The sequence below is a fragment of the Qipengyuania sp. YIM B01966 genome, from assembly GCF_016461955.1.
Lineage (GTDB): Bacteria > Pseudomonadota > Alphaproteobacteria > Sphingomonadales > Sphingomonadaceae > QFOP01.
On sequence record NZ_JADMNM010000005.1, the window covers coordinates 15,988 to 30,153 of the forward strand.

Annotated in this window: 10 protein-coding genes, 1 tRNA gene and 1 pseudogene; 4 read left to right on the forward strand and 8 right to left on the reverse strand. The window is 65.1% G+C overall.

Annotation, left to right across the window (positions count from 1 at the left end):
* Positions 1-51 precede the first annotated feature (51 nt).
* Together cueR and ILT46_RS07300 are read right to left on the reverse strand one after the other, a co-directional pair.
* Complete coding sequence (gene cueR / locus ILT46_RS07295) at positions 52-444, reverse strand: Cu(I)-responsive transcriptional regulator (protein WP_199503979.1); 393 nt, start codon at positions 442-444, stop codon at positions 52-54.
* Entirely contained in the window at positions 441-2,813 is a 2,373-nt protein-coding gene (locus tag ILT46_RS07300; RefSeq protein ID WP_199503980.1) for a heavy metal translocating P-type ATPase, read from the reverse strand. The genes cueR and ILT46_RS07300 overlap by 4 nt, the downstream gene beginning before the upstream one ends.
* Positions 2,814-3,095: 282 nt before the next feature.
* Here ILT46_RS07300 and ILT46_RS07305 point away from each other — a divergent pair, with 282 nt between their 5' ends.
* The gene (locus ILT46_RS07305; protein ID WP_199503981.1) at positions 3,096-3,857 is read left to right on the forward strand and encodes a helix-turn-helix transcriptional regulator; all 762 of its coding nucleotides are present in this window, start codon (positions 3,096-3,098) and stop codon (positions 3,855-3,857) included.
* Here ILT46_RS07305 and ILT46_RS07310 read toward each other — a convergent pair.
* Both ILT46_RS07310 and ILT46_RS07315 read right to left on the reverse strand, forming a co-directional pair.
* A pseudogene (locus ILT46_RS07310) lies at positions 3,854-5,170 on the reverse strand (tyrosine-type recombinase/integrase). The gene ILT46_RS07305 and the pseudogene ILT46_RS07310 sit on opposite strands and share 4 nt — an antisense overlap.
* Before the next feature lie 157 nt (positions 5,171-5,327).
* Positions 5,328-5,418: transfer RNA gene (locus tag ILT46_RS07315), tRNA-Ser, on the reverse strand.
* Positions 5,419-5,650: 232 nt separating this feature from the next.
* Between ILT46_RS07315 and ILT46_RS07320 the strand changes: the two genes are divergently transcribed.
* Positions 5,651-6,700, forward strand: coding sequence for a peptidylprolyl isomerase (locus tag ILT46_RS07320; RefSeq protein WP_199503982.1), 1,050 nt, complete (start codon positions 5,651-5,653; stop codon positions 6,698-6,700).
* Positions 6,701-6,728: 28 nt separating this feature from the next.
* On the opposite strand, the gene ILT46_RS07325 is transcribed toward ILT46_RS07320, so the two are convergent.
* From ILT46_RS07325 to hemF, 3 genes are all read right to left on the reverse strand, one after another.
* The gene (locus tag ILT46_RS07325; protein ID WP_199503983.1) at positions 6,729-8,819 is read right to left on the reverse strand and encodes a RelA/SpoT family protein; all 2,091 of its coding nucleotides are present in this window, start codon (positions 8,817-8,819) and stop codon (positions 6,729-6,731) included.
* A 250-nt stretch (positions 8,820-9,069) separates the two neighbouring features.
* The gene (locus ILT46_RS07330) at positions 9,070-10,989 is read right to left on the reverse strand and encodes a M1 family metallopeptidase (RefSeq protein ID WP_199503984.1); all 1,920 of its coding nucleotides are present in this window, start codon (positions 10,987-10,989) and stop codon (positions 9,070-9,072) included.
* A gap of 40 nt (positions 10,990-11,029) precedes the next feature.
* A complete protein-coding gene (gene hemF / locus ILT46_RS07335; RefSeq protein ID WP_199503985.1) occupies positions 11,030-11,890 on the reverse strand; it encodes an oxygen-dependent coproporphyrinogen oxidase in 861 nt (286 codons plus the stop codon).
* 45 nt (positions 11,891-11,935) lie between these two features.
* Here hemF and pdeM point away from each other — a divergent pair, with 45 nt between their 5' ends.
* The gene (gene pdeM / locus ILT46_RS07340; RefSeq protein ID WP_199503986.1) at positions 11,936-12,643 is read left to right on the forward strand and encodes a ligase-associated DNA damage response endonuclease PdeM; all 708 of its coding nucleotides are present in this window, start codon (positions 11,936-11,938) and stop codon (positions 12,641-12,643) included.
* Positions 12,644-12,888: 245 nt separating this feature from the next.
* The gene (gene infC / locus ILT46_RS07345) at positions 12,889-13,410 is read left to right on the forward strand and encodes a translation initiation factor IF-3 (RefSeq protein ID WP_199503987.1); all 522 of its coding nucleotides are present in this window, start codon (positions 12,889-12,891) and stop codon (positions 13,408-13,410) included.
* 15 nt (positions 13,411-13,425) lie between these two features.
* Here the strand turns inward: infC and ILT46_RS07350 are convergent, their stop codons facing one another.
* Entirely contained in the window at positions 13,426-14,076 is a 651-nt protein-coding gene (locus tag ILT46_RS07350; RefSeq protein ID WP_199503988.1) for a hypothetical protein, read from the reverse strand.
* Positions 14,077-14,166: the final 90 nt, after the last annotated feature.

A 14,166-nucleotide genomic window follows, 5' to 3' on the forward strand; every position in this document is an offset into this window, starting at 1 on the left:
TAATGCCGGTCAACCGCTCGGGGCGGCTATCCGCTTGTCTAATCTCCGCCATCACCCGACGGCCTCGAGATCATCGAGGATGGGGCAATCGGACTTCTGATCGCCGTGACACTCGGCGGCCAGGCGCTCGAGCGATCGGCGCATCGAGTCGAGCTGCCGGGCCTTGGCCTTCAATTCCGCAGCCCGGGCCAGGGCGAGCGCCTTGACCTCGGCGCTCGCGCGGCTGCGATCCTGCCATAGCCCCAGCAACTGCCGGATCTCTTCGATCCCGAAGCCGAGGTCGCGAGCCCGCCGAATGAAGGCGAGCGTGTGAACGTCCGTCTTGTCGTAGTCCCGGTACCCGGAATCCCGGCGCGCGGCAGCGGGGATCAGACCCACCTTCTCATAATGCCGGATCATCCGCTGGCTCACGCCCGACGCGCTCGATGCTTCGCCGATCTTCACAAGTGGATGCTCCGCAAGCGCAGGGAATTGCCGATGACCGCCACCGAACTGAACGCCATCGCGGCCCCTGCGATGATCGGGCTCAGCTGGAGACCGAACCACGGATACAGAACGCCCGCCGCTATGGGCACCCCGGCGGCGTTGAAGACGAACGAGAAGAACAGGTTCTGGCGGATGTTCGCCATGGTCGCGCGGCTGAGTTTGCGCGCGCGGACGATCCCCCGCAGATCGCCCTGGACCAGGGTGATAGCGGCGCTTTCCATCGCCACGTCGGTGCCGGTGCCCATCGCGATGCCGACATCGGCGGCTGCGAGAGCCGGAGCGTCGTTGATACCATCCCCCGCCATCGCCACACGCCGCCCTGCGCGACGAAGCTCCTCCACCTTCGCCTGCTTCTGCTGCGGAAGGACATCGGCCATCACCTCGTCGATCCCGACCCGGCGGGCGACCGCGTCGGCCGTCCGGCGATTGTCGCCGGTCATCATCACGACGTGGATGCCACTCTGGCGGAGCTCCGCGACGGCCTCGGCAGCGCTGTCCTTGATTGGATCCGCAACCACCACGATGCCGGCCAGCTTCCCGTCGATAGCGACGAACATGACGCCCTCGCCTTCCGAACGATGCTGGTCCGCCTGGCTTTCGAGCGGGCTGATGTCCGCTCCGACCGTTTCAAGGAGAGCAGCGTTGCCCAATGCAACCCGGCGGCCATCCACCTGGCCGGTCACGCCCTTGCCCGTTACCGAGGCGAAATCGGTGCTCTCGGGCAGTGCGATTCCCCGGTCCTGTGCGCCTTCGACGATCGCGGCAGCCAGCGGGTGCTCGCTGCCGCGTTCCAGCGCCGCGGAGAGGCGGAGGACATCGTTCTCGTCGAAGCCATCTGCCGGCTGGACCTTCACCAGCTTCGGCTTGCCGACCGTCAGGGTGCCGGTCTTGTCGACCACCAGCGTATCGATCTTTTCCGTCAGCTCGAGCGCTTCGGCGTTCTTGACCAGCACTCCGGATGTCGCTCCGCGACCGGTCCCGACCATGATCGACATCGGCGTCGCCAGACCCAGCGCACAGGGACAGGCGATGATGAGAACCGCCACCGCGTTGACCAGGGCGTGCGCGGCGCGGGGTTCAGGTCCAACGAAATTCCAGACGACGAAGGTGGCGACGGCGATCAAGACCACTCCCGGGACGAACCAGCCGGAGACCCTGTCCGCAAGCGCCTGGATCGGCGCGCGCGAACGCTGCGCGTCGGCAACCATGCGGACGATCTGCGAGAGCATGGTATCGCGTCCCACCCGATCGGCGCGCATGACCAGGCCGCCGGTGCCGTTCACCGTGGCGCCGGTGACTCGGTCGCCTTCGCCCTTCTCGACCGGAACGGGCTCGCCGCTGATCATCGACTCGTCGATCGAGCTCCTGCCCTCGACCACGATGCCGTCGACCGGCACCTTCTCGCCCGGCCGGATGCGCAGGAGATCGCCGACCTGGACAAAGTCTAGTGCGACGTCCTCGTCGTTACCGTCGGAGTTGACCTTGCGGGCGGTCTTGGGAGCCAGGCCGAGCAAGGCGCGGATCGCCTTCCCGGTGGCGGAGCGGGCGCGAAGCTCCAGAACCTGGCCGAGCAGCACGAGCGTGGTGATCACGGCCGCAGCCTCGAAATAGACCGGCACCAGCCCGCCCATCGTCCGGAGCGCCGGAGGAAAAATCTCGGGCGCGAGGGTGGCGACCAGGCTGTAGCCGAAGGCGACCCCCACCCCGAGCCCGATGAGTGTGAACATATTGAGATTGCGGGTTCGCAGCGACTGCCAGAACCGCTCGAAGAACGGCCAGCCGCCCCACAGCACGACCGGCGCGGCGAGCACCAGCTGCACCCATTGCGACGTGCGCATGGGCATCACTTCCCAGCCGAGTAGCTCCATGAGCACGACCAAAACCACAAGCGGGACGCTGAACGCGGCGCTCACCCAGAAGCGCCGCGTCATGTCTATGAGCTCCGGATTGGGACCTTCCTCCAGCGTCGGCTCCAGCGGCTCCAGTGCCATACCGCAGATGGGGCAGGTCCCGGGACCATTCTGGCGAATCTGGAGATGCATGGGGCAAGTCCAGATCGTGCCGGCGGGCACATCTGACAGACCCGCTGTTCTTGCTTCCGAAGTCGGGGCCGAGAGATAGCGCTGCGGATCGGCCTGGAACTTGCCAAGGCAGCTGGCGCTGCAGAACCAGTAGAGCCTTCGATCAAGCTCGAACTGGTGAGGGCTCGTGTGGCTATCCACCTTCATGCCGCAGACCGGGTCGGTCGTTATCCCGCCATCGTGCTCGCCCGAAAGAGCCGCGGGCGAGCCATGCTTGCAGTCGTGGTGCTTATGGATCTCGTGCATCGTCGGTTCCTTCGAAGCGAATCGGTATGCGGGACTTTATGATGTTTGACATCGTGTCAGGGTCAAGCGGATCTGCGCACGGTCTGTCAGTGGCCCTCTACGGACAAGGTAGACTGGTCCGGGGCCAGTGCGGGCGACCACAGCTCGATCAGTCGGCCAGCTGCTACATGCCGTTATGCGCGTCTGCTTTCGGAAGTTCAACGAGCTGGCGCGAGCGGCCGAATTGTGGGCGCAAAGCTGCCGCGCTTTGCAGAGGGCAGCAGGGCTGGTATCCGGCAATGCATGAACCAGCCGATCGAACCCTGGTCCCCTTACTCGTTGGCCGACTCTCTCCCCTCGCGTGATCGCCTAACCCTCACCAGTGCGTTCGGTGATCTGGTTGAGTTAGCGACCGAAGTTTATAGTTATGAGCTATACGACATCTTCAACACACCGCCAGATAATGGCGAGGACGACGTCAGCCGGCATCTGATCGAGTTGCAGGCGCAGGTTCTGTCGAGAGAGTTCGTCCATGGCCGCATCGAAACCTTCGCCAGGCCCTTGCAGGGAGGTGACGTCGAGCCGCTTGGCATGGATAAGTGGGAGATCGACGACCCGCTGCCTCGCTTTGCCACGGGTGCGTTCAATGCCGAGCGGTGGGCGGATCCCTGCGCGCTGCTGACACACCGGATATTCGTCGACAAGGCCCAGTTCGATCGATGGCCGGTCGCACGCAAGGCCCCAGGCCCGCTAACGGACGAGGAGATCGAGGCGGTTCTCGACCCCCAGGTCAGGGCAGCGCGCGCTATCGCGTCACGGGGCGAAGATCTTGATCAGGAAAGGCTCCCTGCCTCCCTTACGCCGGCCTTTCGGCAACCCGAATTTTCTTCAAGACTCCTCACGCTTCGCGAGGTCGAGGACCTCACCACTCGCAAGAAGTCGACGATCTACGAACTCGAGAAGCAAGGACACTTCCCCCGGCGCCTGAAGCTCGGTGCAAGTTCGCGCTGGTACCGGCACGAGGTCGAGGCGTGGTTGCGCGAACAGCTCGATAGCCAGTCCTAATCGCGCGGCTTCCGGCGGGGGCTCTCCATTATCTCGGCCAGCGGCATCGCACCTTCCATGATCAGGTCGGCCCATTGTTGCGCGAGTTCGCGCCGCCGCGGCAGGTATGCCGCGCGGTTGTAGCGCAGCTCGATGGCGCTCATTCCCTTGGGCGTATGCGCCAGCATCAGATCGACGATCAGCCGGTCGGCTAGCATCCGCTCGTCCTGGCCGGCCTTGCGCTCGACCATTTCGTTCATGATGGTCGAGAAGCTCGAGCGCCATCCGTGCGGGACGTGGCGATCCTTATACTTCTCGCGGTTATAGAGGTAGCCGATGGCGTTGCCACTCATCGGCTCGGTGCCCGAGCGTATGCTCGGAAACACGAACTTCGATTGTTCAGTGAACAAGCGTATCGCGCGCAACACATCGACCGCCTGTCTTGAAAGCGGCACAGGGTGGTTGAACGCATCGTCACGCCGCAAGTGGAGTTCCTGCTTCATTTTCGACGCAGGGACAATCCACATCGCTTCTGTCATGCTGGACGTCAAATCTGCCCAATCCACTCCCGCGACATCCTCCCACTGCATCAGGCGGATCATGCCCGGGCGCTGGGCGGTCAGCGCGAGGAGGCGGCTGGCGAGCCTTGTCACGGGGGATGCGCCGGCTCGATCGATCTTGGCGATCATCTCCCGGATGTCGCTTAGCCGCACCAGCGCCGGATAGCGCTGGGCAGGCGGAACGGGCGCAAGCGCCTCGTTGATGTCGGCGGCCGGATTTACGAAGTCGCCGCCCTCGGCGTTGGCAAACTGGTAGATCTTGGCAACCCGCTGCTTAATCCGGTGCGCGGTCTCGATCGCCCCGCGTGCCTCGATCTTGCGCAGCACGGCAACGAGCGTCCGGCGATCGATCTAGTCGAGCGGCATATTGCCGATCTTCGGAAATATGTCCCGTTCGAGGCTGGTGATGACGTCGTTTGCGTGAACCGGCTTCCACCGGCCGCGCTGCTTGTCATGCCAGCGCCTCGCGACTGTTTCGAATGTTTCCTGGTCCTCGTTCGCGCCGATCAGCCTCGCGCGCCTCGCGGCATGGCGAGGGTCGCTTCCCGCGCGTAGTTGCTTCCTGGCCTCGTTGCGCAATTCCCGCGCATCGGCCAGCGATACATCGGGGTACCTGCCGAATGTAAGCAGCTGCTCCTTGCCGCCCAACCGGTATTTGAACCGCCAGCTCTTGTACCCGGTCGGGGCAACGTGAAGGAACAAGCCGCCCGAATCTGCCAGCTTGAAAGGCTTGTCCTTGGGAAGCGTGGCTCGCACACCCTTGTCCGTCAGCATCGATACCCACAATCCGACTCTGTCGATACCCCCACGATACCCCAAAAGCGTTCGGCTATCGTTGGAAAGCGGTGGACGCTTATGGAGCGGAAATGGAAGGAATTGTAAAAGTTTTCAGAGCAATCTGGAGCGCTATAACCGGTTTTGGAAGGGCCGGTGGCGGAGCGGGTGGGATTCGAACCCACGATGAGCTTTTGACCCATACACACTTTCCAGGCGTGCGCCTTCGACCACTCGGCCACCGCTCCGCATTGCCCTGGGCAGGCGTCGCGCCCTAGCTGGGTGTGCCTGGCGGCGCAAGGCGTGCGCGTTCGCTCCTGCGGAGCCGCCTTCGCAATGCTCCGGCCCCGACCACTCGGCCACCGCTCCGTATCGCCCTGACAGGCGTCGCGTCCGCGCTGTGGTGCGTATGCGGTGGAAGCATTGCACTGAGGCGACACGCAGGGCAGACAACGCGCAGCTATCTGAGAGGGAGTTATCATGCGCGCAGCCATCGGCCTGATAGGCACTGCCCTGCTTGCCACAAGCAGCGGTTTGTGGGCGCAGGAGGCCCAGCCCGCCCCCTCACCTGGCGAGATCGTCGCCGCCGCACCGCGTAGTGACTGGCGCGCGATCGATGCGAGCGACCTGTTGGTCATGGACCTCGCCCCCGATGCGCGCGGCCGCGCGCGCCGGGTGGTCATCCAGCTGATGCCGCCGCCCTTCAGCCAGAGCTGGATCGGCAATATCCGCCGCCTCGCCGCCGCGCATTGGTGGGACGGGATGGCGATCACCCGCGTGCAGGACAATTACGTCGTCCAATGGGGCGACCCTAATGGCGAGGATGCGGCGAAGGCGAAGGCATTGCCGGCTCGCTTGCACGACACGGTAGCATCTCAATACACCACCCCCGCGGATGACGTGCCGTTGAGCTACGTGCTTAGCCGTGGCGGTCGCGGGCCCGCTCGCCTCGAACTGCACCCTGCACCTCCACCGACACCAGGGTATCGCGGATTCGCAGACTCATATGTTGATGCCGTTGGCTTTGTTGGTGGCTTTCCGATGGCGGTTGAGCGCGAGTTCAGACGCCCACCGCCGGGCGTTGCAAATGCTGGGGAGATCGTCCCAACGCGTATCTGGCCCGTCCATTGCTACGGCATGGTGGGCGTGGGCCGGAATATGTCACCCGATGCCGGCACCGGTGCGGAGCTCTACACCGTCATCGGCCATGCCCCGCGCCATCTCGATCGCAACATCGCGCTGGTCGGGCGGGTGATCGAGGGGATCGAGCACCTCTCGTCCTTGCCGCGCGGCACCGGCACGCTGGGTTTCTATGAAACGCCGGAAGAGCGCACCGCGATCACCGCAATCCGCTTGGGCAACGAGATCACCGCCCTTCCCACCTACGAATATCTCGACACCAGTAGCGAAAGTTTCACCCGCTATCTCGAGGCGCGGGCCAACCGGCGCGATCCGTTCTTCATCACGCCGGCGGGCGGCGCCGACATCTGCAACGCGCCGGTTCCTGTTCGCCGCGTGCCGGCCGGCTGAGCCCGCAGCGGTCGCCTGTGGAACGAGACTAGATCCGCTCCGCCTGCGTAATCGCGTCGCTCGCCCTCAGCGCGCTCAGCACGCGGGTCAGGTGGGCTACGTCCTGCACCTCCAGATCGACTTCATAAACCTGGAACGGCGGATCGTGCTGGGTCTGCGCGATGTGCATCACGTTGGCGAGGTTCTTGGCGAAGATGCCGGCGAGTTCGGCCAAAGTTCCCGGCCGGTCATACAGCGTCGCGCGCACCCGCCCGATCGCACCCTGACTGCGCTTCCCCCATGAGAGGTCGAGCCAGTCGTGATCGATCCCGCTGGCAAGCGTCAGGCAGTCGATCGCGTGGACCTCCACCCCTTCGCCGGGCTTGCGGATGCCGACAATGCGGTCGCCCGGCACCGGGTGGCAGCATTGGGCGAGCTGGAACCCGACCCCCGGGGTCAGGCCGACGATCGAGATGGCGCGTTCCTGCCGCGGCCAGTCGGGCTCGTCGGGCAGCTGCGCGGTAGAGCCGGGGACGAGCGCCTCCATCACTTCACGGTCGTCAAGCTGGGCGGCGCCGATGGCATACATCAGTTCCTCCGCATCGTCGAGGCCGAGCCGCTTGACCGCCTCGCGGATAGCCTTCTTGCCGATCTTGGTCGGCAGCCGTCCGGCAATCTCCTCGAACATCAACGTGCCGAGTTCGGCGACCTCGGACCGTTCCTTCTGGCGCACCGCGCGGCGGATCGAGGCGCGCGCCTTGCCGGTGACGACAAAGCCCAGCCACGACAGCTGCGGCTCGGCCGCCTTGCCCTTGATGATCTCCACCACGTCGCCGTTGTGCAGCACCGTCCGCAGCGGCATATGGCGCCCGTTGATCTTGGCCCCCACCGTCTGCGCGCCGAGATCGGTATGGACGGCGAAGGCGAAATCCACCGGCGTCGAACCCTTGGGCAATTGGAACAGAGCGCCCTTTGGGGTGAAGGCGAAGATGCGATCCTGATAAATCGCCAGCCGGGTATGTTCGAGCAGTTCCTCGGCATCGTGGCTCGCATCGACGATCTCGATCAGATCGCGCAGCCAGCCGACCTGCCCGTCGGGCCGATCGCCCTGCTTGTAGGCCCAATGCGCGGCGAGGCCGTATTCGTTGGTCTGGTGCATGTCGCGGGTGCGGATCTGCACCTCCACCCGCATCGAGTTTTCATAGATCAGCGCCGTATGCAGCGAGCGGTAGCCATTGGTCTTGGGGGTGGAGACATAATCCTTGAACCGGCCGGGGATGAACTGCCACGTCCGGTGCAGCACGCCCAGCGCGCGGTAACAATCATCGTCGCTCTCGGCGATCACGCGGAAGGCCATGATGTCGGTGATCTGTTCGAAGCTGACATGGCGTTCGGCCATCTTCTTCCAGATCGAATAGGGGTGCTTCTCGCGCCCGACGACTTCAACCTTCAGCCCGGCTTCGGCCAGCGCCTGCTTGATAGCCAACGCGATCGCATCGACCTGTCCGCCATCCTGGCTGCGGATTTGCTCGAGCCGGCCGGTGATGGTGCCGTAAGCTTCGGGCTCGAGCTGCTCGAAGGCAAGCGCCTGCATCTCGCGCATATATTCGTACATCCCCACACGCTCGGCCAGGGGGGCGTAGATATCCATCGTCTCGCGAGCGATCCGGGCGCGCTTTTCGGGCGACTTGATGTAGTGCAGCGTCCGCATATTGTGCAGCCGGTCGCCCAGTTTGACCAGCAGGACGCGGATGTCCTCGCTCATCGCGAGGAGGAATTTGCGCAGATTTTCGGCTGCCCGCTCGTTTTCGGGCATCGCTTCGATCTTGCTGAGCTTGGTCACGCCGTCGACCAGTCGCGCGACATCGCCGCCGAACAGTTCCTCGACCTCGCCGATCGTCGCCAGCGTATCCTCGACCGTGTCGTGGAGTAGCGCGGTGATGATCGTATCCTGATCGAGCTTCAGGTCGGTCATCAACCCGGCCACTTCGACCGGATGGCTAAAATAGGGGTCGCCGCTGGCGCGCTTCTGCGTGCCGTGCTTCTGCACCGTATAGACATACGCGCGGTTGAGCATCGCCTCGTCAGCGTTCGGATCGTAGCTCTGGACCCGTTCCACGAGTTCGTATTGGCGCAGCATCGCCAGTGGTTTGCGGGCAGCGGCGCCTGTCCGCAAGGGGAAAGCGCGCCTTAGCGGCTCAGCGATTAAGCAGGCCCATTAAAAACAGCACCAGCAGCGTCCCGCCGAGCGACACCACCAGCGAGGTCAGGCAGCCCCAGCGATTATTGAAGAACAGAAACATGATGCGCTCCCCCGGCCGCAGGATGCGACCGGATTGAAGCGCGCGGCCAAGCTTTGAGTTCCGTCACCGCCTCGGGGTTACGGTTTATCAACCCGCCGGCCGAACAATCCGGTCAACCGCGCTCTGTGTCACCGCATGATAGCTGGGCCGCGTCCGGGCATAAATTCGCCGGGCGATCACCTGGCCCCAGGCGCCTTGCCCCATCAGCGTCGCGAATAGCGGCCGGACGAACTTGGTGCGCCCGACACTGCCGAGGAATCGTTCAGCCTGCGGCACGGCGGGCTCATACCGGTTCTTGAGCGCGGTATTGAGCCACAGGAAGAGCTCTTCATTGTTGCCGCTGCGCGACAGGCCCAGCGTCTCGTCGAGCCGCGCGAGATCGGCGGCAGCGAGCCCGGCAGGCAGACGCTGGAGGAACCGCTGGCGCTCGGCGCTGCTCCACCCGGCCCATGCCGCTGCGTCGAGCGAGCGGGTCGCGGCATAGGCATGCGCCGCATTGTCGACTGCGGCAAAGGCGCTGGCATCGGGGCGATAGACATTGGCCGGCAGGCCCGGCTCGTAAATCCATTGGCGGATCATCAGCTGCTCCGCCTCGGCCGGGCTGCGGACCAGATTGGCGCGCATATCTTCGTAGATCATCCGCGAGGTGGCCGGCTGGAAGGCGTGCTTGTCGAACCACTGGCGCAGCCAGGCATCGAACCGCTGGCGCCCGACACCATGTTCCAATGTCCGCAGAAAGGCCGCGCCCTTGTCATAGATGATGCCTGACCCCGCGCTCTCGACCCCGTCGGGCTGGTGCAACGCGGTGCCGGGCGCGTTGGCGCCGACCTCGGCGAGCGCATTATCGATCTCCGTCATCGACAGCAGCGCCTCCTGCACGGCGCGCTTTTCGCCGTAGATCTCTTCCGAAATGCGGCTCTCGAAATAGGATGTGACGCCTTCGTTCAGCCAGCTGTCGCCCCACACCGCATTGGTGACGAGATTGCCCGACCAGCTATGCGCCAGCTCGTGCGCGACGAGGCCAGTCAGACTGCGGTCGCCGGCGATGAAGGTCGGCGTAAGGAACGTCATTACGGGGTTTTCCATGCCCCCGTAGGGGAAGGCCGGCGGCAGCACGATCATGTCGTAGCGGCCCCAGCGGTAGGGGCCGTAAAGGCGCTCTGCCGCCTCGACCATCCGTTCGGTATCGGCCACCTCGTAATGCGCGCGGTCCAGCATGGCCGGCTCCGCCCACACGCCCGTGCGGCGGCCGATGGCGCGAAAGTCGATATCGCCGGCGGCAATCGCGATCAGATAGGGCGCGACCGGCTGGTCCATCCGGAAGCGGAATGCGCGGCGGCCATGGCCGAGATTCTCGGGCGCGCCCTGGCTGATGCCGCTCATCACCACGTCGAGCGGCGCGGGCGCAGTGATGCGCGCTTCCCAGGTCTGGCGGATACCCGGGCTGTCCTGTGTCGGGATCCAGCTGCGGTTGAGGATCGCCTGCCCCTGGCTGAACAGGAACGGATGCTGCTTGCCCGCGGTTTGTTCGGGGGTGAGCCATTGCAGCGCGCTGGCGGAGGCCGGCGCGGTGTACTGGATGCGCAGGCGATGGAAGCGCTGCCCATCGGCGGCGGGAGTGCCCTCTGCCGGCAGCGCCACGGTGAGCGGCGCGCCCTTTTCGCCAGCAGCGGCGCCTAGCGTGAAGGGCAGTTCGTTGCCGCCCGCATCGGTGATCCGCGCGATCTGCAGCCCGTCGCTATCGAGCACGACCGAGCGGATATCGGGCCGCGCGAGCACGGTCAGATCGGCCGTCCCGCCAACCCGCCGGGCCGCGAAATCGAGCGCGAGATCGAGCGCCAGATGCGTCACCCGCGCCTCTTCAGGGCGGGCATAGGTCGAGCTGTCGCGCGCATCAGGCGTGGTGAGGATCGGCGCGACGATCGCCGGGCCAGCGGGGTGCTCGGCCATCGTGGTACAGGCACTGGTGGCCATCAGGGCGGCAACCGCCAGAGTGATGCGACGCATGGGCAATCCTCTCATTGTGCGTATCGGCCGGTGGGCCGTGTCAGGTCCATACCGCCTCGGGCGGCAGGCTCATCAAGATGGCGTCGATATTGCCGCCGGTCTTCAAGCCGAACAAGGTGCCGCGGTCGTAGACCAGGTTGAATTCGGCATAGCGGCCGCGCCACTCGAGCTGCGCCTGCTTGTCGGCCGCAGTCCAGTCCAGCGCCATCCGCCTGCGGACCAACCTGGGGAACACCGCCAGAAACGCCTCGCCGACATCGCGGGTGAAGTGGAAATGCCGTTCGAACGCCGCCTCGTCATCGCATTCGAGGTGATCGTAGAATATCCCGCCCACGCCGCGATGCACGCCGCGATGGGGGATGAAGAAATATTCGTCCGCCCATTTGGCGAAGCGCTCGTAATAGGTCGGATTATGGGCCGCGCACGCCGCGCGGAAGGCCGCGTGGAACTCCTCCGTATCCTCGGCATAAGGGATCGGCGGGTTGAGATCGGCGCCGCCACCGAACCACGCCTTGCCCGTCGTCAGGAAGCGGGTGTTCATGTGCACCGCCGGCACGTGCGGATTGGCCATGTGCGCCACCAGACTGATCCCGGTCGCGGCAAAACCCGGCGCTTCGGCACTGGCGCCGTTGATCGTGCCGGCAAATTCGGGCGCGAAATTGCCGCGCACGGTCGAAACATTGACCCCGACCTTTTCGAACACCTGGCCCTTCATCAGCCCGCGCGTGCCGCCCCCAGGGTCGGGATTGCCCGTCTCCTCGCGCTGCCATGGGGCATAATCGAACGCGGCGTCGGAGCCGGCTTCACGCTCGATCGCCTCGAATTCGGCACAGATCCGGTCGCGCAAAGTCTCGAACCAGGCCTGCGCGCGGGCGGCGGCGGGGGCTGTCCAGTCGGTCATGCCCGCCCCCTTGCCAAGCACAGCGCACAAGGGCAATAGCGACCTATGGTTCCCCTTTCGTTCGCTGCTCAGGAATTCACCCTGACGCGTGGCAACGCGCTCTACTGGCCGCGGGAACGCGCCTTGCTGGTCGCCGATCTGCATCTGGAAAAGGGCAGCTTCTTTGCCGGGCACGGGCAATTCATTCCGCCTTATGACAGCCGTGAAACCCTCGAACGCGTGGCGCTGGCGATCCGCGAGACGGGCGCCCGGCGGGTCATTACGTTGGGGGACAATTTCCACGATGCCGATGGCGCTGCCCGGCTCGAACCCCATGCCTGCGGGATGCTGGCGGCGCTGACCCGCGCGGTGGACTGGGTGTGGATCACCGGCAATCACGATCTGGCGAAGGATGGGAGGCGCGCCGAGACAGAGTGTGGCGGGGTCCAACTGGAAGAGCTGGAGGTGGGCGGGATCATGCTGCGCCATCAGGCACGCCGGGGCGAATTGCGCGCCGAAATATCGGGCCATTACCATCCGCGCCTGCAATTGATGCTGCGCCAGCGCCGGATCCGCCGCGCCTGCACGGTGATTTCGACGCACCGGCAGGGTAGCGGGCGGATGATCCTGCCGGCCTTTGGCGCCTATACGGGCGGGATGGATGCAGGCGACCCGGCAATCCTGCGCGCGCTGCAACCGGCCAGCCGGATCGACGCGGTCGTGCCAGCCGCCGGGCGGCTGGCGCGCATCCCCGTGTGGCAGGAAGCCGCCTGACCGCTCACTCGGGCGGCGCCGAGACCACCAGCGTGGTCGCGCGGCTCACCCGGCGCGGGTCGAACTGCCGCTGGCAAGGGTCGCCGTCCCTGCCGACCCTAATTGTGCTGCTGAGGGCACAGAGCCGGACTGGTTCGCCGCAAATCCCCTCCGCCCGTTTGCGCTTTGCCCGGCGCGCGCCTAGATGGGCGCGATTCCCAGAGGCTTCACAAGGAGAACACCCCATAGTCCGTCCACCCCGGCGCATGCTGCAGCCGCCCGTCAAGAGCGGCCCGCGCTACGATAACCTCATTCAGAGCGACAAGGTCCGCGTGATCGATCACGAAGGCGAAAACCTTGGCGTGATGTACACCCGCGAAGCGATCGAGCAGGCCAACGGGCTTGGCCTCAATCTGGTCGAAGTGTCCCCCAACGCGGACCCGCCGGTGTGCAAGTTCCTCGATGTCGGCAAGCACCGCTACGATGCGCAGAAGAAGGCGAACCTCGCCCGCAAAACGCAGAAGACGCAGGACATCAAGGAAATCAAGATGCGTCCGAACATCGACACGCATGATTATGATGTGAAGATGCGCAACGTCACCAAATTCCTCGGCGAAGGCGACAAGGTGAAGATCACCCTCCGCTTTCGTGGGCGCGAAATGGCGCACCAGGAACTCGGCATGAACCTGCTGCGCCGCGTTCAGGACGATGTGGTCGAGGTGGCGAAGGTCGAATCCTTCCCGCGCCTTGAAGGGCGCCAGATGGTGATGGTGCTGGCGCCGAAATAGGCCGGCGCAGCCGCCTCATTCGATCCGGAAATCGAGCACGGTAAAGCGCGCGGGGCCGGTGGCGTAGACGCCGTGGCCTCGCCCGCTATCGCCGCCGAAGGTGAAGCCCACCTGATGGGCCTCGGCCAAAGCCGCGCGAAATTCGCTGGGAAAATCGCGGTTGTTGCCGCCCATCATCGCGATCCACGGTTCATCGAGGCTGATGCTGACCGTGTGGGTTCCGGGCCGCAGCGGCACATCGCGGCCCGCAGGGGAATACCAGCGATGGCGCGGCGTCCGTGCGCTCCAGCGGTCACCGCGGCGCTGGAAATAGAGCGATAGCGTTCCGGTGGGCGCCTCGGTTTCCTGCTGGACGAAGCGCACGCCTGGCGCCGCGTCGATTCGGTAGCGCAGCGTAATGCGCCGCGCGCCCTCGAGCGACTGGACCGGCGCGGTGACATAGTGGACATGGCCGTCCGCGCGGGTCGGCCCCGGGAACGTGAAGGTTGGGCCGGCGCGCCCTTCGCTCATGGTCAGCGGCATATTTACCGAATAATTGCGCCCGCGAATGATCGGGCCGATAGCCCATTCCCCCGCCGCCGGCCCGGCTGCGTGGAGTGCCGCCGGAATGGCAATCGGGGTCGCCAGCAAAGCGGCCAGCGCAGTCAGGAAAATAGGCTTCTTCATGAACGATTGGATGCCGCACGCGCGCTTTCACCAGACTGAACGGCCTGCTAGCACCATCTGCAGGAGAGGGTATGCAGGGACGGCGGATCG